This window comes from Streptomyces pactum (assembly GCF_002005225.1).
GTDB lineage: Bacteria > Actinomycetota > Actinomycetes > Streptomycetales > Streptomycetaceae > Streptomyces > Streptomyces pactum_A.
In genome coordinates this window covers 2,611,607-2,637,801 of record NZ_CP019724.1, presented here as the reverse complement: position 1 = coordinate 2,637,801, position 26,195 = coordinate 2,611,607, and the positions used below count along the sequence as shown (strand labels likewise).

The 26,195-nt window shown below is 71.4% G+C and carries 20 protein-coding genes; 15 read left to right on the top strand and 5 right to left on the bottom strand.

What is annotated here, in order from left to right; all coding sequences use genetic code 11:
* Nucleotides 1–114 precede the first annotated feature (114 nt).
* The 4 genes from B1H29_RS10705 (at nt 115) to mutM (ending at nt 2,749) form a co-directional block, all read left to right on the top strand.
* Complete coding sequence (locus tag B1H29_RS10705) at nt 115–759, top strand: YceD family protein (protein ID WP_055421765.1); 645 nt, start codon at nt 115–117, stop codon at nt 757–759.
* A gap of 2 nt (nt 760–761) precedes the next feature.
* Entirely contained in the window at nt 762–935 is a 174-nt protein-coding gene (gene rpmF / locus B1H29_RS10700; protein WP_003951102.1) for a 50S ribosomal protein L32, read from the top strand.
* A 7-nt stretch (nt 936–942) separates the two neighbouring features.
* Entirely contained in the window at nt 943–1,791 is an 849-nt protein-coding gene (gene rnc / locus B1H29_RS10695) for a ribonuclease III (protein ID WP_199832455.1), read from the top strand.
* Nucleotides 1,792–1,888: 97 nt separating this feature from the next.
* Nucleotides 1,889–2,749 (top strand): bifunctional DNA-formamidopyrimidine glycosylase/DNA-(apurinic or apyrimidinic site) lyase, encoded by an 861-nt coding sequence (gene mutM / locus B1H29_RS10690; protein ID WP_055421763.1) that lies wholly within the window; start codon nt 1,889–1,891, stop codon nt 2,747–2,749.
* On the opposite strand, the gene B1H29_RS10685 is transcribed toward mutM, so the two are convergent.
* The gene (locus B1H29_RS10685; RefSeq protein WP_055421762.1) at nt 2,739–3,143 is read right to left on the bottom strand and encodes a winged helix-turn-helix transcriptional regulator; all 405 of its coding nucleotides are present in this window, start codon (nt 3,141–3,143) and stop codon (nt 2,739–2,741) included. The two genes, mutM and B1H29_RS10685, sit on opposite strands and share 11 nt — an antisense overlap.
* Nucleotides 3,144–3,384: 241 nt before the next feature.
* On the bottom strand, nt 3,385–4,599 hold the full coding sequence (locus tag B1H29_RS10680; RefSeq protein WP_055421761.1) for a CAP domain-containing protein: 1,215 nt from the start codon (nt 4,597–4,599) through the stop codon (nt 3,385–3,387).
* Nucleotides 4,600–4,791: 192 nt separating this feature from the next.
* Here B1H29_RS10680 and B1H29_RS10675 point away from each other — a divergent pair, with 192 nt between their 5' ends.
* The 4 genes from B1H29_RS10675 (at nt 4,792) to B1H29_RS10655 (ending at nt 11,091) form a co-directional block, all read left to right on the top strand.
* Nucleotides 4,792–5,073: an acylphosphatase gene (locus B1H29_RS10675; RefSeq protein WP_055421760.1), complete on the top strand. Its 282-nt coding sequence runs from the start codon at nt 4,792–4,794 to the stop codon at nt 5,071–5,073.
* A 379-nt stretch (nt 5,074–5,452) separates the two neighbouring features.
* Nucleotides 5,453–5,665 (top strand): hypothetical protein, encoded by a 213-nt coding sequence (locus tag B1H29_RS10665; protein ID WP_055421759.1) that lies wholly within the window; start codon nt 5,453–5,455, stop codon nt 5,663–5,665.
* A 259-nt stretch (nt 5,666–5,924) separates the two neighbouring features.
* Nucleotides 5,925–9,479 (top strand): chromosome segregation protein SMC, encoded by a 3,555-nt coding sequence (gene smc, locus B1H29_RS10660; protein ID WP_055421758.1) that lies wholly within the window; start codon nt 5,925–5,927, stop codon nt 9,477–9,479.
* A 193-nt stretch (nt 9,480–9,672) separates the two neighbouring features.
* Nucleotides 9,673–11,091, top strand: a complete 1,419-nt coding sequence (locus B1H29_RS10655; protein WP_055421757.1) for a sugar porter family MFS transporter — start codon at nt 9,673–9,675, stop codon at nt 11,089–11,091.
* A 348-nt stretch (nt 11,092–11,439) separates the two neighbouring features.
* Here the strand turns inward: B1H29_RS10655 and B1H29_RS10650 are convergent, their stop codons facing one another.
* Together B1H29_RS10650 and B1H29_RS10645 are read right to left on the bottom strand one after the other, a co-directional pair.
* Nucleotides 11,440–11,703 carry a hypothetical protein gene (locus tag B1H29_RS10650; protein WP_107095394.1) on the bottom strand — a complete coding sequence of 88 codons (264 nt, stop codon included), beginning with the start codon at nt 11,701–11,703 and terminating at the stop codon, nt 11,440–11,442.
* A 243-nt stretch (nt 11,704–11,946) separates the two neighbouring features.
* Nucleotides 11,947–13,401 (bottom strand): cytosine permease, encoded by a 1,455-nt coding sequence (locus B1H29_RS10645; protein WP_055421756.1) that lies wholly within the window; start codon nt 13,399–13,401, stop codon nt 11,947–11,949.
* A 175-nt stretch (nt 13,402–13,576) separates the two neighbouring features.
* On the opposite strand from B1H29_RS10645, the gene ftsY reads away from it, so the two are divergent.
* Nucleotides 13,577–14,791: a signal recognition particle-docking protein FtsY gene (gene ftsY / locus B1H29_RS10640; protein ID WP_055421755.1), complete on the top strand. Its 1,215-nt coding sequence runs from the start codon at nt 13,577–13,579 to the stop codon at nt 14,789–14,791.
* A 417-nt stretch (nt 14,792–15,208) separates the two neighbouring features.
* Here the strand turns inward: ftsY and B1H29_RS10635 are convergent, their stop codons facing one another.
* Nucleotides 15,209–15,880, bottom strand: a complete 672-nt coding sequence (locus B1H29_RS10635; RefSeq protein WP_055421754.1) for a bifunctional DNA primase/polymerase — start codon at nt 15,878–15,880, stop codon at nt 15,209–15,211.
* Between the two features lie 445 nt (nt 15,881–16,325).
* On the opposite strand from B1H29_RS10635, the gene nsdA reads away from it, so the two are divergent.
* The 6 genes from nsdA (at nt 16,326) to ftsH (ending at nt 26,165) form a co-directional block, all read left to right on the top strand.
* A complete protein-coding gene (nsdA, locus tag B1H29_RS10630) occupies nt 16,326–17,819 on the top strand; it encodes a transcriptional repressor NsdA (RefSeq protein ID WP_055421753.1) in 1,494 nt (497 codons plus the stop codon).
* Nucleotides 17,820–18,132: 313 nt separating this feature from the next.
* A complete protein-coding gene (locus B1H29_RS10625; protein ID WP_055421752.1) occupies nt 18,133–19,479 on the top strand; it encodes an ammonium transporter in 1,347 nt (448 codons plus the stop codon).
* Entirely contained in the window at nt 19,476–19,814 is a 339-nt protein-coding gene (locus tag B1H29_RS10620) for a P-II family nitrogen regulator (RefSeq protein WP_055421751.1), read from the top strand. The genes B1H29_RS10625 and B1H29_RS10620 overlap by 4 nt, the downstream gene beginning before the upstream one ends.
* 71 nt (nt 19,815–19,885) lie before the next feature.
* Nucleotides 19,886–22,333 (top strand): [protein-PII] uridylyltransferase, encoded by a 2,448-nt coding sequence (locus B1H29_RS10615; protein WP_055421750.1) that lies wholly within the window; start codon nt 19,886–19,888, stop codon nt 22,331–22,333.
* Between the two features lie 220 nt (nt 22,334–22,553).
* Nucleotides 22,554–24,104 (top strand): signal recognition particle protein, encoded by a 1,551-nt coding sequence (gene ffh, locus B1H29_RS10610; protein ID WP_055421937.1) that lies wholly within the window; start codon nt 22,554–22,556, stop codon nt 24,102–24,104.
* A 114-nt stretch (nt 24,105–24,218) separates the two neighbouring features.
* A complete protein-coding gene (ftsH, locus tag B1H29_RS10605) occupies nt 24,219–26,165 on the top strand; it encodes an ATP-dependent zinc metalloprotease FtsH (RefSeq protein ID WP_055421749.1) in 1,947 nt (648 codons plus the stop codon).
* Nucleotides 26,166–26,195 lie beyond the last annotated feature (30 nt).

Here is a 26,195-nt window from a genome sequence, read left to right as displayed (position 1 = left end):
CCGAGAGCGAATGGTCCAGTATCCTGGCTCTTCGGTCGCGTGTACGTCCGCGATCGCCGCTGCCCGGGAACACCGAAGGGCGGCATCCCCACACCAGGAAGACCGAAAGCAGGAATGGTTCTGAACGCGCGCCTCGACCACCGCAACCCCCTCGTGTTCGACACACACGAGCTGGGACGGAGGCCCGGTGCGCTGCAGCGCCTGACCCGCACGGTCGACGCTCCCAAGGACTTCGGTATCCAGGGAGTCATCGGAGTGCCGGAAGGCGCCCCGGTGGAACTCGATCTCCGGCTCGAGTCGGTCATGGAAGGGGTGCTCGTCACGGGCACCGCCCGTGCCAAGGCCGAGGGGGAGTGCGTAAGGTGTCTGGAGCCGCTGGAGCAGCAGCTCGAAGCGGACTTCCAGGAGATGTTCTCGTACCCTGACGCCGACGACCGGGGCCGCCCTGCGGCGGAACCGGCCGACGACGCCGAGGAAGACGAGGACAGGCTCTTCGTCGAGGACGGACTGATCGGCCTCGAACCCGTGCTGCGCGACGCGGTGGTGCTCGCACTGCCGATGCAGCCGGTGTGCCAGGAAGACTGCCCTGGTCTGTGCTCCGAGTGCGGAGCACGCCTGGCGGACGACCCGGACCACCACCACGACGCCGTCGACATTCGTTGGGCGGCTTTGCAGGGACTCGCCGGTTCACTCGGAGACGGCGAGAAGGACGAGATGAGCGGCGCCGAACCTGGCGTCGACGAGAAGCAGGAGAAGTAGCCGTGGCTGTTCCGAAGCGGAAGATGTCGCGCAGCAACACGCGCCACCGCCGGTCGCAGTGGAAGGCTGCGGTCCCCACCCTGGTTGCGTGCGAGCGCTGCCACGAGCCCAAGCAGCAGCACATCGCGTGCCCGTCTTGCGGCACTTACAACAAGCGCCAGGTCCTCGAGGTCTGAGCGGCTGGTGAGAGGCACTGTGTCAGTCCCCAAGAAGGCGGAAGACGCCAAGGCGGACCCACCCGCCAAGAAGAAGGCGGACACCCAGGCCTCGTCCCACACGCTTCTGGAAGGGCGGCTCGGCTATCAGCTCGAGTCCGCCCTTCTGGTGCGTGCCTTGACCCACCGTTCCTACGCGTACGAGAACGGCGGTCTGCCGACGAACGAGCGGCTGGAGTTCCTCGGTGACTCCGTCCTCGGCCTCGTCGTCACGGACACGCTGTACCGCACCCACCCCGACCTGCCCGAAGGCCAACTGGCCAAGTTGCGGGCCGCGGTGGTCAACTCGCGTGCGCTGGCGGAGGTGGGCCGCGGGCTCGAACTCGGCTCCTTCATCCGGCTCGGCCGCGGTGAAGAGGGCACGGGGGGCCGGGACAAGGCTTCCATCCTCGCCGACACCCTCGAAGCGGTGATCGGCGCGGTCTATCTCGATCAGGGCCTCGACGCGGCCTCCGAACTGGTGCACCGCCTGTTCGACCCGCTGATCGAGAAGTCCTCGAACCTCGGCGCCGGCCTGGACTGGAAGACCAGCCTCCAGGAACTCACCGCGACCGAAGGGCTCGGCGTCCCCGAGTACCTGGTCACGGAGACCGGCCCGGACCACGAGAAGACCTTCACTGCTGCCGCCCGCGTCGGAGGCGTCTCGTACGGCACCGGCACCGGCCGCAGCAAGAAGGAGGCGGAGCAGCAGGCCGCGGAATCCGCGTGGCGGTCCATCCGGGCCGCGGCGGACGAGCGCGCCAAGGTGACGGCGGCCCAGCCGGCCGTCGAAGCGGCGGAACAGCCGAGCGCCGACGCCCCGTCGGCCTCCGCCTGATCCGTCCGCTCCGCCCGATCCATCGCACGTTCCGAACGCCCGCCCCACTCCAGGGGCGGGCGTTCGGTTCGTCCACCGGCCCACCCGAGGGGATGCCATGCCCGAGTTGCCCGAGGTAGAGGTCGTGCGGCGCGGCCTGGAGCGCTGGGTCGTCCATCGGACCGTCCAGGACGCCGAGGTGCTGCACCCGCGCGCGGTACGGCGTCACATCGCCGGCCCGGACGACTTCGCCCAGCGCCTCGAGGGCCACCGCATCGGCACGCCCAGCCGCCGCGGCAAGTACCTGTGGCTGCCGCTGGAGGACACCGGGCAGGCGATCCTGGCGCACCTGGGCATGAGCGGCCAGTTGCTGGTCCAGCCGCACGAGGCGCCGGCCGAGAAGCACCTGCGCGTCCGTGTCCGCTTCACCGACGCCCTGCCCACCGAACTCCGCTTCGTCGACCAGCGCACCTTCGGCGGCCTGTCGTTGCACGACACCACCCCCGACGGACTGCCCGACGTCATCGCCCACATCGCCCGCGACCCCCTCGACCCGCTCTTCGACGACGAGGCGTTCCACACGGCGCTGCGCCGCAAGCGCACCACGATCAAACGGGCCCTGCTCGACCAGTCACTGATCAGCGGCGTCGGCAACATCTACGCGGACGAGGCCCTGTGGCGCTCCCGCCTGCACTACGAACGCCCCACCGCGGCCTTCACCCGCCCCCGAACCGCCGAGCTCCTCGGCCACGTCCGCGACGTGATGAACGCGGCCCTCGCCGTGGGCGGCACCAGCTTCGACAGCCTCTACGTCAACGTCAACGGCGAGTCCGGCTACTTCGACCGGTCGCTCGACGCCTACGGCCGTGAGGGCCTGCCCTGCCGGCGCTGCGGCACGCCGATGCGCCGCCGGCCGTGGATGAACCGATCCAGCTACTTCTGCCCGAAGTGCCAGCGCACGCCGAGGATCACACGGTAGGTACCCGCCGCGCGTCGTACCGCTCACGCGAGGCCAGTACCTCGTCCATCCGCCCCTCCAGGCACTGGATGAGCGCGATCAGCCGCCCGGCCACCTCACGACCCGGTGCCGTGAGTTCGTAGTCCACGCGGGGCGGGTTGGTGGGCTGGGCCTCGCGGTGCACCAGGCCGTCGCGCTCCAGCGCCTGCAGGGTCTGGGCCAGCATCTTCTCGCTGACGCCGTCGACGCGGCGCCGCAGCTCGTTGAAGCGGAAGGAGCCCTCGTACAGCGCACCGAGCGTCAGCGCGCCCCAGCGGCCCGTGACGTGCTCAAGGGTGACGCGCGAGGGACAGGCCCTGGAGAACACGTCGTACGGGAGGTCCTGCTCCTCCGTGCGCTCCTGCGTGGTCGACATACGTCAAGCGTACGTGAGCGCTGCGCTGCGTCGCGGATGGCGCTGAGCGGCGCACAGCGCTCCAGTGTTCTCGCGTCCCGCGTTCCCGGGGAGGCGACCTGCGCGTTCGCTGGAACGCCGCCGGTGATCCCCGTGGCTGCCCCTGGCACGCCTCTCGTACGGGCACGCTGGGGGTCGGAGCCCGCCGTCGACGGCCCGGACACGGCCCACGAGGGGCATGGTCCTCTGACCCGCGGTTATCTCAGTAGCCGAAGTTCTGGGTCCACCACGGGCCACCGGAGCCGAAGTGGACTCCGACGCCCAGGGTCTGGAAGTCGCAGTTCAGGATGTTGGCCCTGTGGCCCGGGCTGTCCATCCAGGCGTCCATCACGGCCTGGGCGTCGGCCTGTCCGCGGGCTATGTTCTCGCCGCCGAGGTTGCTTATCCCGGCTGCCTCGGCCCGGTCCCAGGGGGTCGCGCCACTGGGGTCGGTGTGGTCGAAGAAGCCCCCTTCGGCCATGGACTCGCTGAAGTCCTCGGCCAGCTCGCGCAGCGCGCTGTTCGCGGCCACCGGGCTGCAGCCCGCCTTGGCGCGCTCGTCGTTGACGAGCTTGAGCACCTGGGCCTGGGCGACGGCCTGCTCCGACGCCCCGGCGGGCGCGCTGGGCCGCTCCGGCTCCTCGGTGGCCGGCCGCGAAGGAGTGGGCGTCGGCTTCGTGCTGGGGGTCGTCTTCGGCTTCTTCGTCTTCGACGGCGTCCCGGCCGGGGCGGCGGGCTTCGACGCCGATACCGAGGGCGAGTCCGAGGACGGTGAAGGGGAGGAGGGCGAGGAGGAGGACGACGGGGAGGAGGGCTCGGAAGGGGAGGACTCGGCGGACCCGGAGGGTGAGGAGGACCGGTCGGTGCCGCGGCTCGTGGCGGAGTCGCCGCCGCGGCCGGTGTCGGCGCTCCCGGAGGTGCCGCCCTGCTCGGTCGGGCTGTTCGTCGGGGCGTCCTGGGACCGCACCCGGTCGCCCCCGCCGCTGCCGCCGCCGATCCGGTAGCTGTCGAGGCCGGGCACCGTGCCCGTGGCCACCGCCACCGTGCCGAGGGCGACCGCTGCGGAGACCCCGAGCAGACCCGTGCGGACCGGGGTGACGCCCTTCTTCTTGCGGCGGCGGTGCGTGCCCGCGCGCTGTGGACCGTCGGCGGGGGTGAACCCGTCGCTCGGGAAGGGGACCGTGCGGCCGGCCTGCGGGTGGCCGTCGCCCCCGCCGCCGTCCGGGTCGTCCGGCGCGAACAGGTAGGCGTCGCTCTTCGCGCGGGCCTCGGCGTACGCCTCGGGGTTCAGGTAGGGCGCGATCCCCATCGTGGGGCGGTCGCCCACGTCCGGGACCTGCGGATCGCGACCCCGTCCCGTCGTGCCGTCCGGCTGGTGGCTCCCCGCGGCGCGGCCCGTGGCGGCGCGGCCGGCGGCGGAGCGTCGGTGGCGTCCCATGTTCTGGCCTTCCTCGTCCTCGCGCAGGACGTGTCCTCGCGGTCGACTCCTCGCGGCCGACGTGTCCTCACGATCAACACCGAACTCACACGATCGAGTGAGTTTCAGATGAGATTCATTGGGTGGGGACGGTACCGCATGGCGCCAGGGGGTGAAGTGTCCGGCGAGACATTGACTGGTTAGGTTGCAGTCATGAGCGAGGATGTGCGGCTGGTCGCGTGGGTGCGCGGGCAGGTTCAGGGTGTGGGTTTCCGCTGGTTCACGCGGGCCAGGGCGCTGGAGCTCGGCGGGATGAGTGGTTTTGCTCTCAATCTGGCCGACGGACGCGTCCAGGTCGTCGCGGAGGGCCCGCGCGAGCGCTGCGAGGACCTGCTCGCCTGGCTGCACGGTGACGACACGCCCGGACGCGTGGACGGTGTCACCGAGATCTGGGACACACCCCGCGGGGGCTACGAGGGCTTCGCCATCCGCTGACGCCGGACCCCACGGAGGGCGTCCGGCGCCCGGCACGACCCCGCGGGGAGAGGCGCCCGGGGTGGAAACGGGCAGGTGGTTGCCAAGAACGACGTGTCATGGCAGGCTCCGCACGCAGGATGATCGCCACGCCCCCCGGGGCCCGCAGGAGTCGCCGCGTCGCCGTTTCCAGGCCGCGAGCCACCGGGCGCCCGCCCATACGGGGCGTGATCGTGTTGACCGTCAAACTTTTTGGTGAGACGCTGAAAGCCCCGCGCACCTTAGCTGTTTGGCATGGTTGAACGGCAGAAAAAACTCCATAGTGCCAAGCACCGCGGGTGCGAATCCCTCACGACCCACACCGCTTCGGTCGGTCACTCATTGTGGAGGACCATCCATCATGGCAAAGGCGCTTCTCGGTTACGTCGGCGGCTCCGACCCTCGACTCCTCGCCGAGATGCGACGGCTCCAGCAGCGCGTCCAGGACCTGGAATCCGAGCTCGGACGGATCCAGGCGGAGAACGAAGCGCTGGCGGCTGCCGCTTCTCACGACAGGATCATGGAGAGCATGGAGAGCGTTGACGCACACCAGGCGGAGCCTGCGCTCACCTGATCACTGCATCGCTCCACGACGGCACGGCAGTGGTCGGGCCCGCCCGTACAACCGCTCAGGTGTCAGAGTCTGCAAGGGACGCTTCGGCGTCCCTTCTTTCTTTCCTGCCCCCGTCTCGGCCGTCGGGCCCGCCCGGTCCTCCCCCGCGCATCCTTTCACCCTCTTCAACGTCTGATGTGCCCTGCGCGTTCACCGGTGAAACCGCGGCGGTTCACCGGTTCATGGAGTGAGACACGCGTGAAAGGTAGAGTCCGACGGCGTGCACCTGAAGGCCCTGACCCTCCGCGGGTTCAAGTCGTTCGCCTCGGCGACCACGCTCCGGTTCGAGCCGGGCATCACCTGCGTCGTCGGTCCGAACGGTTCGGGCAAGTCCAACGTCGTCGACGCGCTCAGTTGGGTCATGGGCGAGCAGGGCGCCAAGTCGCTGCGCGGCGGCAAGATGGAGGACGTCATCTTCGCCGGCACCACCGGCCGCCCGCCGCTCGGCCGGGCCGAGGTGTCCCTGACCATCGACAACTCCGACGGGGCCCTGCCCATCGAGTACGCCGAGGTCACCATCACGCGGATCATGTTCCGCAACGGCGGCAGCGAGTACCAGATCAACGGCGACACCTGCCGCCTCCTCGACATCCAGGAACTGCTCTCCGACTCCGGCATCGGCCGCGAGATGCACGTCATCGTCGGCCAGGGCCAGCTCGACTCCGTCCTGCACGCCGACCCGATGGGGCGCCGCGCCTTCATCGAGGAAGCCGCGGGCGTCCTCAAGCACCGCAAGCGCAAGGAGAAGGCGCTCAGGAAACTGGACGCGATGCAGGCCAACCTCGCGCGCGTGCAGGACCTCACCGACGAGCTGCGGCGCCAGCTCAAGCCGCTCGGCCGCCAGGCCGCGGTCGCGCGACGGGCCGCCGTCATCCAGGCCGACCTCAGGGACGCGCGGCTCAGGCTCCTCGCCGACGACCTCGTACGGCTGCGCGAGGCGCTGCAGGCCGAGATCGCCGACGAGGCCGCGCTCAAGGAACGCAAGGACGCCGCCGAGCAGGAGCTGGGCCGGGCGCTGCGCCGTGAGGCGGACCTGGAGGACGAGGTGCGCCGGCTCGCCCCGCGCCTCCAGCGCGCCCAGCAGACCTGGTACGAGCTGTCCCAGCTCGCCGAACGGGTGCGCGGCACCATCTCGCTGGCCGACGCCCGGGTGAAGAGCGCCACCTCCACGCCCCCCGAGGAACGGCGCGGCCGCGACCCGGAGGAGCTGGAGCGCGAGGCCGCCCGCGTCCGCGAACAGGAGGCGGAACTCGAGGCGGCCCTTGAGGCGGCCGAGCACGCTCTGGAGGACACGGTCGCCCACCGTGCCGGCCTCGAACGCGAACTGGCCCTGGAGGAGCGCCGTCTCAAGGACGCCGCCCGCGCCATCGCCGACCGCCGTGAGGGGCTGGCCCGGCTCAGCGGCCAGGTCGGCGCCGCCCGCTCCCGCGCCGCCTCGGCCCAGGCCGAGATCGAGCGGCTGGCCGAGGCGCGGGACGAGGCGCGGGAGCGGGCCGCCGCCGCCCAGGAGGAGTACGAGGCCCTCCAGGCGGAGGTCGACGGCCTGGACGCAGGCGACCAGGAGCTCGGCGAGCGGCACGAGGCCGCCAAACGGCGGTCGGCCGAGGCGGAGGCCGCCCTGAGCGCCGCCCGTGAGGCGGCCACCGCGACGGAACGCGCGCGAGCCGCGACCCAGGCCCGCCACGAGGCCCTCGCGCTCGGACTGCGCCGCAAGGACGGCACCGGCGCCCTGCTCGCGGCGAAGGACCGGCTCACCGGCCTGCTCGGTCCGGCCGCCGGGCTGCTCACCGTGACGCCCGGCCACGAAGCCGCCCTTGCCACGGCCTTCGGCGCCGCCGCCGACGCCCTCGCGGTGACGTCCCCGGCGGCCGCCGCCGACGCCATCCGCCTGCTGCGCAAGCAGGACGCCGGCCGGGCCGCCCTGCTGCTCGCCGGCGCCCCCGACGCCGTACCGGAACAAGCGCGGCACGAGGGGCCGCCGTACGCCGCCGACCTCGTCCGCGGTCCCGCCGACCTGATGCCCGCCGTACGGCGGTTGCTGCGCGGGATCGTCGTGGTCGCCACCCTGGAGGACGCCGAGGACCTCGTCTACGCCCGGCCCGGACTGACCGCCGTCACCGCCGAGGGCGACCTGCTGGGCGCCCACTTCGCGCAGGGCGGGTCCGCCGGGGCGCCCAGCCTCCTGGAGGTGCAGGCCTCCGTGGACGAGGCCGCCGCCGAGCTGGAGGAGCTGGGTGTGCGGTGCGAGGAGCTCGCCGAGGCGCAGGACGCGGCCGTCGCACGTCGACGGGAGTGCGCCGCGCTCGTCGAGGAGCTGGGGGAGCGGCGCCGGACCGCCGACCGGGAGAAGTCGGCCGTCGCCCAGCAGTTGGGGCGCCTCGCGGGACAGGCCCGGGGGGCCGCCGGGGAGGCCGAGCGGTCCGCCGCCGCGGCGGCCCGGGCGCAGGAGGCCCTGGACAAGGCGCTGATGGATGTCGAAGAGCTGGCGGAACGGCTCGCGGTGGCGCAGGAGATGCCGGTCGAGGAGGAGCCCGACACCTCCGCGCGGGACCGGCTCGCGGCCGACGGCGCCAACGCCCGCCAGACCGAGATGGAGGCGCGCCTCCAGGTCCGCACCCACGAGGAGCGGGTCAAGGGCCTCGCCGGGCGGGCCGACTCCCTGGACCGTGCCGCCCGCGCGGAACGTGAGGCACGCGCGCGTGCCGAAGAGCGGCGGGCGAGGCTGCGGCACGAGGCGGCCGTCGCCGAGGCCGTGGCCACCGGCGCCCGGCAGTTGCTCGCACACGTCGAGGTCTCCCTGGCCCGCGCCGACGGGGAGCGCACCGCGGCCGAGGCCGCCAAGGCCCGGCGGGAGGAGGAACTGACCGCCGCGCGCACCGCAGGGCGCGACCTGAAGGCGGAGCTCGACAAGTTGACGGATTCAGTCCACCGGGGCGAGGTACTCGGCGCCGAGAAGCGGCTGCGCATCGAGCAGTTGGAGACCAAGGCGCTGGAGGAACTCGGTGTGGAACCGGCGGGGCTCGCGGCCGAGTACGGCCCCCATCAAGAGGTACCGCCCTCGCCCCCCGCCGAGGGCGAGGAGCTCCCCGACGATCCGGAGCATCCACGCAACCGCCCCCGGCCCTTCGTCCGCTCCGAGCAGGAGAAGCGACTGAAGGCCGCCGAACGCGCCTACCAGCAGCTCGGCAAGGTCAATCCACTGGCGCTGGAGGAGTTCGCGGCGCTGGAGGAACGGCACCAGTTCCTCAGCGAGCAGTTGGAGGACCTGAAGAAGACCCGCGCCGACCTGCTCCAGGTCGTCAAGGAGGTCGACGAGCGCGTCGAGCAGGTCTTCACCGAGGCCTTTTGGGACACCGCCCGGCAGTTCGAGGGCGTCTTCGGCCGGCTGTTCCCGGGTGGTGAGGGACGGCTGATCCTGACCGACCCCGACAACATGCTCACCACGGGCGTGGACGTCGAGGCCCGTCCGCCGGGAAAGAAGGTCAAGCGGCTCTCGCTGCTCTCGGGCGGGGAACGCTCGCTGACCGCCGTGGCGATGCTCGTGTCGATCTTCAAGGCGCGGCCCAGCCCGTTCTACGTCATGGACGAGGTCGAGGCGGCGCTCGACGACACGAACCTGCAGCGGCTGATCCGGATCATGCAGGAGCTGCAGGAGGCCTCGCAGCTCATCGTGATCACGCACCAGAAGCGAACGATGGAGGTCGCCGACGCGCTGTACGGCGTGTCCATGCAGGGCGACGGTGTGTCGAAGGTCATCAGCCAGCGACTGCGCTAGTCCCGTAACGCAATAGCTTCGACTCTTGAACGAACGTCACTCCATCGCGTCTTAAAACTCACAGCTCTTGCCCTATTGACTTCGAAACTTGAAGGCATAGTCTCTGCAACGTTGCTTTTACCTTCAGGTCCCTTCGGTGGCACCTCGAAGGCGAACCACCCCGGCAGCGTTGCCGGTAGCCCGAGGAGTACACGTGGCCAGCACATCGCAGGCATCCACATCAGGAGCCAGGACGGCTCACCCCGATCATCTCGGGCACGTCATCTTCATCGCGGCGGCGGCCGCGATGGGCGGTTTCCTCTTCGGCTACGACAGTTCCGTGATCAACGGCGCCGTCGAGGCCATCCGGGACCGCTACGACGTCGGCTCCGCGGTGCTGGCCCAGGTCATCGCCGTCGCACTGATCGGCTGCGCCATCGGCGCCGCGACCGCCGGCCGCATCGCCGACCGCATCGGCCGCATCCGCTGCATGCAGATCGCCGCGGTCCTCTTCACCGTCAGCGCCATCGGCTCCGCGCTGCCCTTCGCGCTGTGGGACCTCGCCATGTGGCGCGTCATCGGCGGCTTCGCCATCGGCATGGCCTCGGTGATCGGCCCCGCCTACATCGCCGAGGTCTCCCCGCCCGCCTACCGAGGCCGGCTCGGCTCCTTCCAGCAGGCCGCGATCGTCATCGGCATCGCCGTGTCGCAACTGGTCAACTGGGGTCTGCTGAACGCCGCCGGCGGCGACCAGCGCGGTGAGCTGATGGGCCTGGAGGCCTGGCAGGTCATGCTCGGCGTCATGGTCATCCCGGCCATCCTCTACGGCCTGCTCTCCTTCGCCATCCCCGAGTCCCCGCGCTTCCTGGTCTCCGTCGGCAAGCACGAGCGCGCCAAGCAGATCCTCGAAGAGGTCGAGGGCAAGGACGTGGACTTCGACGCGCGTATCGCCGAGATCGAGCACGCGATGCACCGCGAGGAGAAGTCCTCCTTCAAGGACCTGCTCGGCGGCAGCTTCTTCTTCAAGCCGATCGTCTGGGTCGGTATCGGCCTGTCGGTCTTCCAGCAGTTCGTCGGCATCAACGTCGCGTTCTACTACTCGGCGACGCTGTGGCAGTCGGTCGGCGTCGACCCGTCGCAGTCGTTCTTCTACTCGTTCACGACGTCGATCATCAACATCGTCGGCACCGTGATCGCGATGATCTTCGTGGACCGCATCGGACGCAAGCCGCTCGCCCTCATCGGGTCGGTCGGCATGGTGATCGGCCTGGCACTGGAGGCCTGGGCCTTCTCCTTCGACCTGGTCGACGGCAAGCTCCCGGCCACGCAGGGCTGGGTCGCCCTGATCGCCGCCCACCTGTTCGTCCTCTTCTTCGCCCTCTCCTGGGGTGTGGTCGTCTGGGTCTTCCTCGGCGAGATGTTCCCGAACCGGCTGCGCGCCGCCGCGCTGGGTGTGGCCGCGGCCGCGCAGTGGATCGCCAACTGGGCCATCACCGCGAGCTTCCCGTCGCTGGCCGAGTGGAACCTCTCCGGCACCTATGTGATCTACACGATCTTCGCCGCGCTCTCCATCCCCTTCGTCCTGAAGTTCGTGAAGGAGACGAAGGGCAAGGCCCTGGAGGAAATGGGCTGACCGCCCGCCCCCGATACCCGGGGAGAAGGGCCAAGTCCCCGCTGCCCCTCTCCTCGTACCGTCCGCCGCCCCCGGGCCCGGCTCACCGCCGGACCGGGGGCGGCGGTGTCGTACCTCCGCGTCCGGTCCGGCTCACCGGATGATGACGTCCGGTCCGACACGTCAGGTGATGACGTCCGGTCCGACACGTCAGGTGATGACGTCCGGTCCGACACGTCAGGTGATGACGTCCGGTCTGACACGTCAGGTGGTGACGGCCGGCCGGTCGCGTCAGGTGGTGACGGCCGGCCGGTCGCGTCAGGTGGTGACGGCCGGCCGGGCGCGTCAGGTGATGAGGTCTGGTCCGGTTCACCAGATGACGGCCCCGCCCCCGATCCGCAGGACCTCCCGGGCGGACTCCTCGATGACGCGCAGACGGACCTCGAGCTGGCTCCGGTGTTCCGCCGGCGACCGCGGGTGGTCGGTGCCGGCCGCGATCCGGTCGAGTTGGGAACGCAGCAGGGCGACCTCGCGCCACAGGTCCGGCACCTGCTCGCGCTCCACCTCCAGATCCCGCTCGGCCAGCACCGGCAGGAGGCGGGCGCCCAGCGCGCACACCAGGTCCGACCCCACACCTCGGTGCGCCGGGACTCGAAGCCGCCGGAGTTGTACGCGTCCTCGTCCGGGAATCGCCCCCAACCGTCCAGCTCCCGGACGAAGACGTCCACCAGCAGGCTCACGGGCGCAGGCAACCACACCGGTGCCGGGCGGCCAACGGCATTTCGCCGTGGGCGGGAGGGGGCCACACGCACGTCGCCCCCTCCCGCCGGCACTCGGAGAGGCTCGGCCCGGGAAGGGGCGTCGGGCGGCGCGGGGTCAGACGGTCACGGATTCGGGCTGCGCGGCCCGCTCGGTCGGTGCCGCCGCCGGGACGACCACCGCGGGCTTGGGCAGTACGACGTACAGCAGACCGGAGATCACCACCGTGGCCACCCAGCCGAGGCCGTACTCGCCGATGACGTTGTTCGCGGCGAGGGGGCCGGTGAACCAGTCGGACGTGGTGAACATCAGTCCGGCGATCAGGCCCACGGCCCAGGCGGCGACGGCGGCGGGGGCGAAGCCGCCGCGGTACCAGTAGGCGCTGGTGCGGCCGGTGTCGGCGAGGGCCTCCCCGTCGTACTCCTCGCGGCGCAGCATGTCCGCTCCGAAGACGCCGACCCAGGCGGAGAAGGCGACCGCGAGCAGCGACAGGAAGGCGATGAAGGAGCCCATGAAGCTGGTCGCCGCCAGCATCAGCACGCCGCCGAAGACCAGCGAGATCACGGCGTTGACCGAGACCGCCCAGTGGCGCGGAATCCGGAAGCCCAGGGTCTGCGCGGTGAAGCCGGCCGAGTACATCGACATCGAATTGATCAGCAGCATGCCGATCAGCGCGATCAGCAGGTACGGCACCGCGATCCAGGTCGGCAGGATCTCGCCGAGGAAGGAGACCGGGTCGGCGGCCGAGGCCAGGTCCGGTGTGGAGACGGCCATGACCATGCCCATCAGGACCATGGGCAGGACGACGATGCCCGCGCCGCCGACCGTCACGCCCACGATCCCCTTGGAGGAGGCCGTGCGCGGCAGGTACCGGGTGAAGTCCGGGGCGGACGGGATCCAGCTTACGCCGCCGGCCGCGATCAGACCGACGCCCGTGATCATCGCGGCCACCGAGCCGGCGGACCGGTCGAACACCGCGGACCAGTCGGTGTCGACGACCAGGTAGCCGAGAACCAGCACCGAGAAGGCGGCGAAGAGATAGGCCGCGTACTTGTTGCACTTCTGCACGGCGTTGATGCCCAGCCCGGAGATCGCGAAGGTCGCCACGACGAAGGCGAGCAGCGTGACCATGTCCAGCACGCCGTTGGCGCGGATGCCGAACACGATGTCCAGCACGGTGAGCAGGGCGTAGGCGCCGGTCACCGCGTTGATCGTCTCCCAGCCCCAGCGGGCGATCCAGATCAGCGAACCGGGCAGCAGATTGCCCCGCTGGCCGAAGACCGCCCGGGACAGCGCCATCCCGGGGGCACCACCGCGCTTGCCGGCGATGCCGATCAGCCCGACCAGGCCGTACGACACGACCGGCGCGGCGGCCGCGACGACGAGGGCCTGCCAGAAGTTGAGCCGGTACGCCACGACGAGGCTCGCGCCCATCGTGAGCAGCAGCACGCTGATGTTGGCGCCGACCCAGGTCGGAAAGAGCTCGCGGGTACGGGCGGTGCGCTCGGCGTCGGGCACCTGCTCGATGCCACGGGTTTCCAGGGCGCCTTCGGTCTCGGCGGTCTTGCTCATGTGGGGGGTCCGTGCCTCGATCGTGGGAGAAGAGGGGTTGTCGGGACTCTACGCGCGTTGACGTGGCCTCCTCCATCGTACTTTGATCCGACTCCTTCCTTCCAGGGGCCTTTGTCCTTTGGAGGAAGTAACAAAGGGCGGTCTCCGGGGGCCCATGACTGATACTGGACGGGTTATGGAAATCGTCATCCTTGCTGTAGTCATCGCCGTGGTCGTGATCGGTGCGCTCGGCGGGCTGGTCATCGGCAGTCGCCGTAAGAAGCAGCTCCCTCCGCCGCCCCCCGCCGCGCCCGACATCACCGCCCCTCCGGCCGAGCCGCACGTCGGCGACGAGGCCGAGACGCCGCGCGACGAACCGCGCCGGACGATAGAGGAGGTCGACCTCCCGGACGGCGGCTCCGCTCCCGCCACCGTCGAGGAGCCGCCCGTCGTCGAAGAGCTCGAGATCCCGCAGATCGAGGTTCCCGAGCCCACCGCCGGCCGTCTGGTCCGGCTCCGTGCCCGCCTCTCCCGCTCGCAGAACGCCCTCGGCAAGGGCCTGCTCACCCTGCTCTCCCGGGAGCACCTCGACGAGGACACCTGGGAGGAGATCGAGGACACGCTGCTCACCGCCGACGTCGGCGTGCAGCCCACCCAGGAGCTGGTCGAACGGCTGCGCGAGCGTGTGAAGGTGCTCGGCACCCGCACGCCCGAGGAGCTGCGCGGCCTGCTGCGCGAGGAACTGATCACCCTCCTCGGCCCCGACATGGACCGCGAGGTCAAGACCGAGCCCGCCGCCAGCAAGCCCGGCATCGTGATGGTCGTCGGGGTCAACGGCACCGGCAAGACCACCACCACCGGCAAGCTCGCCCGCGTCCTGGTCGCCGACGGCCGCAGTGTCGTCCTCGGCGCCGCGGACACCTTCCGTGCCGCCGCCGCCGACCAGTTGCAGACCTGGGGCGAACGGGTCGGCGCGCACACCGTGCGCGGCCCGGAGGGCGGTGACCCGGCCTCCGTCGCCTTCGACGCGGTCAAGGAGGGCAAGGAGATGGGCTCGGACGTCGTGCTCATCGACACCGCCGGGCGCCTGCACACCAAGACCGGCCTCATGGACGAGCTCGGCAAGGTCAAGCGCGTCGTGGAGAAGCACGCGCCGCTGGACGAGGTGCTGCTCGTGCTCGATGCCACGACCGGCCAGAACGGCCTGATCCAGGCCCGGGTCTTCGCCGAGGTCGTCGACATCACCGGCATCGTGCTCACCAAGCTGGACGGCACGGCCAAGGGCGGCATCGTGGTCGCCGTTCAGCGCGAGCTGGGCGTGCCGGTCAAGCTGATCGGGCTCGGCGAGGGCGCGGACGACCTGGCGCCGTTCGAGCCGGCGGCGTTCGTGGATGCCCTTATCGGCGAGTGACGCCGCCGCCTGTATCGGCGAGTGACGCCGCCGCCTGCCGGACTCCGGTGCGCGTCCCAAGGCTCGCACCCGCGTGCGAAGAAGCGCCCGCCTCCCTCGACCGGGGGGACGGGCGCTTCGCCGTGTGCGGGGGAGGCGGGGCCCGAAGAGGCGCGTGCGCAGTAGTAGTACGGGCTGAAGAGGCGCGCGGTGCCCGAAGGGGCGCGGGCGTGAAGAGGCGCGCGCCCGAGGGGCATGGTCGTGAAGGCGCGTGTGCCCGAAGAAGCACGCGCTCAGGAGAAGCACACGCAGAAGAAGCACGCGCTCAGAAGAAGCACGCGCTCAGAAGAAGCACGCGCGTGAAGAGTCAGGCGCCCGGGCCGAGCGCGTGTGTCCGGCGAAGCGGGCGCGAGAACGCCTGCTCTCCCGGCCGGAGGCCTACGCCCGCGACCGATGGGCGACGTACGCCAGGGTCCCCAGCAGCAGCCGTGCCGCCGGCGGCTTGGTCGCCGAGTCGAGGGCCGGCGGGCGCAACCAGCGCACCGGGCCGAGGCCACCGCGGTCGCAGGGCGGGGCGGTGACGTACGTACCGGGGCCGAGTCCGCGCAGGTCCAAGGCGGACGGGTCGTCCCAGCCCATGCGGTAGAGCAGCCGGGGCAGCTCGGCGGCGGCGCCCGGGGCGACGAAGAAGTGGGCCCGGCCCTGCGGGGTCGCCGTGACCGGGCCGAGCGGGAGGCCCATGCGCTCCATCCGGGCCAGGGCCCGCAGTCCGGCGGGCTCGGCCACCTCGATCACGTCGAAGGTCCGTCCGGCCGGCAGCATGACCGCGGCGCCCGGGAACCCGGCCCAGGCCTGGCTCGCCTCGTCCAGCGTCGCCCCGGCGGGCACCTCCGGCGCGAAGTCCAGCGGATGCGCACCCGGCGCCGGGCAGTCGCGCCTGCCGCACGAGCAGGCGCCCGCGGCGGCCCGGGCCCCCGGCGCCACGGCCCAGCCCCACAGCCCGGTGAACTCGGCCACCACGGTGCACTCCGACGGGCGGCCGCGGCGGCGCACGCCGGACCGGACGTCGCGCGTGCCCCGACTGCTGCCGATACCGATCGTGAAGCCCATGCCCCCTCCAACGGGTCCGACGCAGCGACGGTTACGCAGCGGACGTGAAACGTGACTCTCTGCTTCCAACTCCCCAGTCCGGCGCGGTTCAGACAGCGTCCGGAAGCGCTCCGGGTGGTGTGCTCGCCCGCGCACGCCCCGGTGTGCACCGTTGCACCGACTCCCGGCTGGCCTATGTCAAGTGAATCGTGGGCAGGCCACCGGGAGTTCATTCGAAGGGGTGGCGAATGGTGGCGATTCCGCCATCACCATGGCTGGACGGGTGATCGTAGGATTACTTTGTGTGCATGGCGCCGTGGGGCACATGCACCTGTGGGTATGCCGGAGGCAACTCGACTTTCCGTTCGAAGGGTGGCAACCACCGGACGGAGGGCCCCGACCACCGGCATTCTGATAGGGCTTGGCGCACTCGGCGACAGGTGGTCTCAGGGATGGGGGCGTTCCAGTGAGCGGCAACGGCGGAAGCGGTACGAGCGCGGGAAGCGCGTCGCACGCTGACAAGCGCCCCAATGAGCTGCTCACCTCCTGGTTCGCCCGCAGCGGCTGGTCGAAGGGCGAGCTGGCCCGCCAGGTCAACCGCCGGGCACGCCAGTTGGGCGCCAACCACATCTCCACGGACACCTCCCGGGTACGCCGCTGGCTCGACGGCGAGAACCCGCGCGAGCCCATCCCCCGGATCCTGTCCGAGCTGTTCTCCGAGCGCTTCGGCGTCGTCGTGTCCGTCGAGGACCTGGGCCTGCGTTCCACCCGCCCGACACCCTCCGCGACCGGCGTCGACCTGCCCTGGACGGGCCCGCAGACCGTGGCCCTGCTCAGCGAGTTCTCGCGCAGCGACCTGATGCTGGCGCGGCGCGGCTTCCTCGGGAGCTCGCTCGCCCTCTCCGCGGGCCCGTCCCTCATCGAGCCGATGCAGCGCTGGCTCGTCCCGTCGCCCCCCGCCGCGCCCGCCGGGCGCGAGCCCGCGCCCGCCTCTCGCGCGCGTGGGCGCCTGTCCAGGCCGGAGCTGGACCTGCTCGAGTCGACCGCCGTGATGTTCCGCCGCTGGGACGCCCAGTGCGGCGGCGGCCTGCGCCGCAAGGCGGTGGTCGGCCAGCTCCACGAGGTGACCGACCTGCTGCAGGAGCCCCAGACCGAGACCACCCGCGCCAAGCTGTTCAAGGTCGCCGCCGAGCTCGCCGAACTGGCCGGCTGGATGTCGTACGACGTCGGGCTCCAGCCCACCGCGCAGAAGTACTTCGTGCTCGCCCTGCACGCCGCGAAGGAGGCGGGGGACCGGCCGCTCGGCTCGTACATCCTCTCCAGCATGAGCCGCCAGATGATCCACCTCGGCCGGCCCGACGACGCCCTCGAGCTGGTCCACCTCGCGCAGTACGGCAGCCGGGACTGCGCGAGCCCCCGTACCCAGTCGATGCTGTACGCGATGGAGGCCCGCGCCTACGCCAACATGGGGCAGCCCGGCCGCTGCAAGCGGGCGGTGCGCATGGCCGAGGACACCTTCGCCGAGGCCGACGAGTGGGACGAGCCGGACCCCGACTGGATCCGCTTCTTCTCCGAGGCAGAGCTGTACGGGGAGAACAGCCACTCCTTCCGCGACCTCGCCTACGTCGCCGGCCGCAGCCCCGCCTACGCCTCGCTGGCCGAACCGCTGATGCGCCGCGCGGTGGAGCTGTTCGCAGAGGACGAGGAGCACCAGCGGTCCTACGCGCTGAACCTGATCGGCATGGCCACCGTGCACCTGCTGCGCCGCGAACCCGAGCGGAGCACCGGCCTGGCCGTCGAAGCCATGGGCATCGCCAAGAAGGTCCGCTCCGAACGCGTCAACACCCGCATCCGCAAGACCGTCGACACGGCCGTACGCGATTTCGGTGACCTCGGTGAGGTCGTCGACCTCACCGAGCGGCTCGCCGTCGAGTTGCCGGAGACCGCCGAAGCGGTCTGAACCCCCACCAGCCCCGGCCGCGGCCGGCCCTCCCGAACAGCCCGACTCGGCTCCCCCATGCCAGGTCACTCGGAGGCCGCCGCGGCCGGCTCACGTCCCGGCCGGGGCGTCGCGCCACGATAACGAGCGCTCTGCCCCGCATCCGGCAGTTCACCGACGCGTAACACACACGGCGCCTTCGTCACCGCGGCGAAACAACGAGGGGCGTCCACCGAAACGGCGCTGCGCCAATCTCATGGCGCATAACCGGCCCACCCCTCATTCCGCTCAGGCTTCGCCCGCACGGGGCCGTACCAACGACGAGGAGACGCCGATGGCTTCAGCCATCACGCTTGCCGCAGAGACGGAGCTCTCTGCCGCCAACACAGGCTTCATGCTCATCTGCTCCGCCCTGGTGATGCTGATGACCCCGGCCCTGGCCTTCTTCTACGGAGGCATGGTCCGCGTCAAGAGCACCCTGAACATGCTGATGATGAGCTTCATCAGCCTCGGCATCGTCACCGTCCTGTGGGTGCTCTACGGCTTCTCCATGGCGTTCGGCACCGACACCGGCGGCATCGTCGGCTGGAACTCCGACTGGGTCGGCCTCAGCGGCATCGGTCCGACCGAGCTGTGGGACGGCTACACCATCCCGGTCTTCGTCTTCCTCGTCTTCCAGCTCATGTTCGCGGTGCTCACGCCCGCCCTGATCAGCGGCGCCCTCGCGGACCGGGTGAAGTTCACGGCGTGGGCGCTGTTCATCGCCCTGTGGGCCACGATCGTCTACTTCCCGGTCGCCCACTGGGTCTGGGGCGCCGGCGGCTGGGCCTTCGAACTGGGCGTCATCGACTTCGCCGGCGGTACGGCCGTGCACATCAACGCCGGTGCCGCGGCGCTCGGCGTGATCCTGGTCATCGGCAAGCGGGTCGGCTTCAAGAAGGACCCGATGCGCCCGCACAGCCTGCCGCTGGTCATGCTCGGCGCGGGGCTCCTGTGGTTCGGCTGGTTCGGCTTCAACGCCGGCTCGTGGCTCGGCAACGACGACGGCATCGGCGCGCTGATGTTCGTCAACACTCAGGTCGCCACCGGCGCGGCCGTCCTCGGCTGGCTCGCCTACGAGAAGATCCGCCACGGCGCCTTCACCACACTGGGCGCCGCCTCCGGCGCCGTCTCCGGCCTGGTCGCCATCACCCCGGCGGGCGGCGCGGTCTCCCCGCTCGGCGCGATCGCCATCGGTGTCGTCGCCGGTGTGCTGTGCGCCATGGCGGTCGGCCTGAAGTACCGGTTCGGCTACGACGACTCCCTCGACGTGGTCGGCGTGCACCTCGTCGGCGGCATCCTCGGCTCCCTCCTCGTCGGCCTCTTCGCCACCGGCAAGGGCCAGTCCGACGTCGAAGGGCTCTTCTACGGCGGCGGCCTGGACCAGTTCTGGAAGCAGTGCGCCGGTGTCTTCGGGGTCTTCGCCTACTCCCTGGTCGTCTCTGCCGTCCTCGCCCTCATCCTGCACAGGACGATCGGCATGCGGGTGCCGGAGGACGACGAGGTGGCCGGCATCGACCAGGCCGAGCACGCCGAGACCGCATACGACTTCAGCGGCGCCGGCGGCGGTGCCGCCCGGACGACCGCCACGCCGGCCGCCTCCGCGGCCGCGTCGGCCCAGAGCAAGAAGGTGGACGCATGAAGCTCATCACCGCCGTCGTCAAGCCGCACCGGCTCGACGAGATCAAGGAGGCGCTGCAGGCCTTCGGCATCCACGGCCTGACCGTCACCGAGGCGAGCGGCTACGGCCGTCAGCGCGGCCACACCGAGGTCTACCGCGGCGCCGAGTACACCGTCGACCTGGTGCCCAAGATCCGCATCGAGGTGCTGGTCGAGGACGACGACGCCGAACAGCTCATCGAGGTCGTGGTGAAGGCGGCCCGCACCGGCAAGATCGGCGACGGCAAGGTCTGGTCCGTCCCCGTCGACACGGCGGTACGCGTCCGGACCGGCGAGCGCGGCCCCGACGCGCTCTGAGGCAGCTCTGACGCTGCTTCGCCGCAGGCTGAGGCAGCTCCGAGGCACGACAACGGAACGGGAGTCGCCGGGTGACGAGTACGGACGTGACGAAAGAAGCAGAGGACTCGGGACCCAGCGGCTACGCGGCGGCCCGGCTGCGCCTCCTCACCGGAGGGACGCGGTCCGGGCCGCCGCGCCGGGCCGCCCTCGCCGGACTGACGGACGAGTGGCTGTCCGGACTCTTCGACGCGGGCACAGCGGGGCTCAGAGGGGTGTCGCTCGTCGCCGTCGGCGGCTACGGCCGCGGCGAGCTGTCCCCCCGCAGCGACCTGGACCTGCTCCTGCTGCACGACGGCGGCGACGACAAGGCGGTCGCCGCCCTCGCCGACCGCCTCTGGTACCCGGTCTGGGACCTCGGTCTCGCCCTGGACCACTCCGTACGGACGCCGACGGAGGCCCGCAAGACCGCGGGCGAGGATTTGAAAGTCCAACTCGGACTCCTGGACGCCCGCCATCTCGCCGGCGACCTGGGACTGACCGCCGCTCTGCGCACCGCGGTCCTCGCCGACTGGCGCAACCAGGCCCCCAAACGCCTCCCCGAACTCCAGGAACTCTGCGCCGAGCGCGCCGCACGCCAGGGCGAGCTGCAGTACCTGCTGGAACCCGACCTCAAGGAGGCGAGGGGCGGCCTGCGCGACGCCACCGCCCTGCGCGCCGTCGCCGCCTCCTGGCTGGCCGACGCCCCGCGCGAGGGCCTCGTGGACGCCCGGCGCCGGCTGCTCGACGTACGGGACGCGCTCCACCTGGCGACGGGACGGGCGACCGACCGGCTGGCGTTGCAGGAGCAGGACCAGGTGGCGGCCGAGGTGGGCCTGCTGGACGCCGACGCGCTGCTGCGGCAGGTGTACGAGGCGGCGCGCGTCATCTCGTACGCCGGCGACGTCACCTGGCGCGAGGTGGGGCGCGTACTGCGCTCGCGCTCGGTGCGGCCGAGACTGCGGGCCATGCTGGGGGGTGCCAAAGCGGTGGCCGAACGCTCCCCGCTCGCCGAGGGCGTGGTGGAGCAGGACGGCGAGGTGGTGCTCGCCCGCACCGCGCGCCCCGACCGCGACCCCGTGCTCCCGCTGCGTGCCGCGGCAGCCGCCGCGCAGGCCGGGCTCCCGCTCTCCCTGCACGCCGTACGGCGCCTGGCGGCGACCGCGCGCCCGCTGCCCGCGCCCTGGCCCGCCGAGGCGCGGGAACAGTTGGTGACCCTGCTGGGCTCGGGCCGGCCCACCGTGGAGGTCTGGGAGGCGCTGGAGGCCGAAGGGCTGATCACCCGGCTCCTGCCCGACTGGGAGCGGGTCCGCTGCCGCCCGCAGCGCAACGCCGTGCACCTGTGGACCGTGGACCGGCACCTGATCGAGACCGCGGTGCGCGCCTCCGGGTTCACCCGCCGCGTCCACCGGCCCGACCTGCTCCTGGTCGCCGCGCTGCTGCACGACATCGGCAAGGGCTGGCCCGGGGACCACTCCGTGGCCGGTGAGACCATCACCCGGGACGTGGCGGCGCGCATCGGCTTCGACCGCGCGGACACGGCCGTCCTCGCCACCCTCGTACGCCACCACCTGCTGCTCGTCGAGACGGCCACCCGGCGCGACCTCGACGACCCGGCCACCGTGCGCGCGGTCGCCGAGGCGGTCGGTACCGAGGGCACCCTGGAACTGCTGCACGCCCTGACCGAGGCGGACGCGCTGGCCACCGGACCGGCCGCCTGGTCGTCCTGGCGCGGCTCCCTCGTCGCCGACCTGGTGAAACGCGTCGCGGCGGTGCTGGCGGGGGACCCGCTGGCCGAGCCCGAGGCCGCCGCGCCCACCGCGGAGCAGGAACGGCTCGCCGTCGAGGCGTTCCGCACGGGCGGGCCGGTACTGGCACTGCGCGCCCAGACCGAACCGGCGGCCGGTCCGGAACCGGCCGCCGACCCGGAGCCCCTCGGCGTGGAACTGCTGATCGCCGTACCCGACCAGGCGGGCGTGCTTCCCGCGGTAGCCGGGGTCCTGGCCCTGCACCGGCTGACCGTGCGCACCGCCGAGCTGCGGTCCCTCCCGCTGCCGGACGGCGTCGACGGCTCCGTCCTGCTGCTGGACTGGCGGGTCGCCGCGGAGTACGGCGCCCTGCCCCAGGCCACCCGCCTGCGCGCCGACCTGGTCCGGGCCCTGGACGGCACCCTGGACATCGCCGGCCGGCTCGCCGAACGGGACGCCGCCTATCCCCGGCGCCGGGGCGCGGGGTCGCCCCCGCCCCGCGTGACGGTCGCCCCGGCCGCGTCACGGCTCGCCACGGTGATCGAGGTCCGGGCGCAGGACGCACCCGGGCTGCTGTTCCGCCTCGGGCGGGCGCTGGAGGGGGCGGGTGTGCGGGTGCGGAGCGCGCATGTCAGCACGCTGGGGGCGAACGCGGTGGATGCCTTCTATGTGACAGGGGGCGAGGGGGCGCCGTTGCTGGGGGAGGAGGCGGTGTCCGTGGCCCGGGAGCTGGAGGAGTTGCTGCGGGCGTGACCTTGTGGTCGGGTCGTGTGTTTACCTGATGTGCTCCCCGCAGGCGCGGGAATGGTCCGATGGGCTCCATGTCGAAGCTTCTTGGCATGCTGTGCTCCCCGCACACGCGGGGATTCCAGTCCCTGTCCGCTCTCTGTAGCGGGCAGGGACGATTTACTTGCCGGGCCGGATACCCTGGAGGGCGACCCACACCAACGCCGACGCGAGGACCTACGCCGCCGTGTTCGATACTCTCTCCGACCGCCTGTCAGCCACCTTCAAATCCCTCCGGGGCAAAGGACGGCTGACCGAGGCGGACATCGACGCCACGGCCCGCGAGATCCGCATCGCGCTCCTCGAAGCCGACGTGGCCCTGCCCGTCGTGCGTGCCTTCATCAAGAAGGTCAAGGAACGCTCCCTGGGCGCCGAGGTCTCCAAGGCGCTGAATCCGGCCCAGCAGGTCCTCAAAATTGTCAACGAGGAGTTGGTGGGCATTCTCGGCGGTGAGACCCGCCGCCTGCGCTTCGCCAAGCAGCCGCCGACCGTGATCATGCTGGCCGGTCTCCAGGGTGCCGGTAAGACGACCCTCGCGGGCAAGCTGGGCCGATGGCTCAAGGAGCAGGGCCACTCGCCGCTCCTGGTCGCCTGTGACCTCCAGCGCCCCAACGCCGTCAACCAGCTGAGCGTCGTCGCCGAGCGCGCCGGCGTCGCCGTCTACGCGCCCGAGCCGGGCAACGGCGTCGGCGACCCGGTCAAGGTCGCCAAGGACTCCATCGAGTTCGCCAAGTCCAAGGTCCACGACCTGGTCATCGTCGACACCGCCGGCCGCCTGGGCATCGACCAGGAGCTGATGCAGCAGGCCGCGGACATCAGGGACGCGGTTGGCCCCGACGAGATCCTCTTCGTCGTCGACGCGATGATCGGCCAGGACGCCGTCAACACCGCCGAGGCATTCCGCGACGGCGTCGGCTTCGACGGCGTGGTGCTGTCCAAGCTGGACGGCGACGCCCGCGGTGGTGCGGCCCTGTCGATCGCCTCGGTGACCGGCAAGCCGATCATGTTCGCGTCGAACGGCGAGAAGCTCGAGGACTTCGACGCCTTCCACCCTGACCGGATGGCCTCCCGCATCCTCGACATGGGTGACCTGCTCACCCTGATCGAGCAGGCGGAGAAGACGTTCAGCCAGGAAGAGGCCGAGAAGATGGCCTCCAAGCTGGCGTCCAAGAAGGGCCAGGACTTCACCCTGGACGACTTCCTGGCCCAGATGGAGCAGGTCCGGAAAATGGGCTCGATCAGCAAGCTGCTCGGCATGCTTCCGGGCATGGGTCAGATGAAGGACCAGATCAACAACCTCGACGAGCGCGACGTCGACCGCACGGCCGCCATCATCAAGTCGATGACCCCGGCCGAGCGCCAGGAGCCGACGCTCATCAACGGCTCGCGCCGCGCCCGTATCGCCAAGGGCTCCGGCGTCGACGTCAGCGCGGTCAAGTCGCTCGTGGAGCGGTTCTTCGAGGCCCGCAAGATGATGTCCCGCATGGCCCAGGGCGGCGGGATGCCGGGGATGCCGGGGATGCCGGGCATGGGCGGCGGCCCCGGCCGGCAGAAGAAGCAGCAGAAGAAGGCCAAGGGCAAGCAGCGCTCCGGAAACCCGATGAAGCGCAAGCAGCAGGAGCAGGAGGAGGCCGCCCGCCGCGCCGCCGCCGCCCAGAACGGCGGCGCCCTCGGACTGCCTCAGCAGGGCGCCCAGGACTTCGAGCTGCCGGACGAGTTCAAGAAGTTCATGGGCTGACGGTTCTCGGCTCGCAGGTCCGTACGGCGCTGGGGGCGCCCCTCACCGACGGGGGGCGCCCCCGGCGCCGTACACACACGTGCCCGCGCGGCTTTCCTGTCGTAACGTCCGGATATGACCAACCCGTCCCCGCCGCGCAAGGCCCCCGAGCCGCCCTGGCGCACCGAGGGCACGCCCGACGAGCCCCCCAAGCCGCCACCCGGCGGCAGGAGGCTGCGCGGCGGCTGGTGGAACCTGGTCCTGGCCGCGCTGATCGTCTTTCTCATCGCCAACCTCGTGCTCTCCTTCTTCAACGAGGGCGACGAGCCGACCATCTCCTACACGGAATTCAGCAAGCAGGTCGAGGCCGGCAACGTCAACAAGATCTACGCCAAGGGTGACGCGATCCAGGGCCAGCTCGAGAAGGCCCGGGACAACCCGGAGGGCGACGGGACCTACACCAAGTTCACCACCGAGCGGCCGACCTTCGCGGACGACCAGCTCTGGGACGACCTGACCGAGCACAACGTCACCGTCACGGCCGAACCCGTCGTCCAGCAGCGCAGCTTCCTGGTCAACCTGCTGATCTCGCTGGCCCCGATGCTGCTCCTGGTGGTGCTGTGGATCTTCATCGCGCGGCGCATGAGGGGCGCCCTGGGCGGCGGGGCGGGCGGCATGCTCGGCCGCAAGCCACCGCCCAAGCCGGTCGAGCTGGAGGCCGGCGAGCCGCGCACCACCTTCGCCGACGTGGCCGGCATCGACGAGGTGGAGGGCGAGCTCAGCGACGTCGTCGACTTCCTGAAGAACCCCGACGCCTATCGCCGCATGGGCGCCAAGATGCCCCGGGGCGTCCTCCTGTCCGGCCCGCCAGGCACCGGAAAGACGCTCCTCGCGCGCGCGGTGGCCGGCGAGGCGGGCGTGCCGTTCTTCTCGGCGTCCGCGTCCGAGTTCATCGAGATGATCGTGGGCGTGGGCGCCTCACGGGTGCGGGAGCTGTTCGCCGAGGCCCGGAAGGTGGCGCCGTCGATCATCTTCATCGACGAGATCGACACCATCGGGCGGGCCCGCGGCGGCGGCTCCGGCATGGGCGGCCACGACGAGCGCGAGCAGACCCTGAACCAGATCCTCACGGAGATGGACGGCTTCTCGGGCGCCGAGGGCGTGATCGTCATCGCCGCCACCAACCGCGCCGACATCCTGGACCCGGCCCTGACCCGTCCCGGACGCTTCGACCGGGTGGTCAACGTCTCCCCGCCGGACCGGGGCGGCCGGAAGGCGATCCTGGAGATCCACACCCGCGAGATCCCGCTCGCCCCGGACGTCGACCTCGCCCAGGTCGCCCGCACGACCCCGGGCATGACCGGCGCCGAACTCGCCAACCTCGCCAACGAGGCCGCGCTGCTCGCGGTCAAGCGCAAGCAGGACCGGGTGACGCAGGCGAACCTCTCCGAGGCCATGGAGAAGGTCCAGCTCGGGGCCGAACGTCCACTGGTGATGCCCGAGGAGGAGCGCAGGCGCACCGCCTACCACGAGAGCGGGCACGCCCTGCTGGGCATGCTGCAACCGGGCGCCGACCCCGTCCGCAAGATCACCATCGTGCCGCGCGGGCGGGCGCTCGGGGTGACGCTGTCGACACCGGACTCGGACAAGTACGCCTACACGGAGGAGTACCTGCGCGGACGGATCATCGGCGCGCTCGGCGGCATGGCGGCCGAGCAGGTGGTGTACGACGTGATCACCACCGGCTCGGAGAGCGACCTCGAACAGGTGACCCGGATCGCCCGCGGCATGGTCGGCCGCTGGGGCATGAGCGAACAGGTCGGCCGCCTCTCCGCCCTCCCCGGCGACGCCCAGCAGGCCTACGGACTCGCCGCCGCCCCGGGCACCCTCGACGCCATCGACGGCGAGATGCGGCGGGTCGTCGACGAGTGCTACGCGGAGGCCGTCCGCAAGCTGCGCGACCACCGGGGCCAGCTCGACGCGCTGGCCGAGGCGCTGCTGGCGAACGAGACGCTGGAGGAGGCGGACGCCTACCGCATCGCCGGAATCACGCGGCTGCCCAAGGACGGCCCGGAGGCGTGAGACCGTCCCCGCCTCCGCGGCGACCCCCGG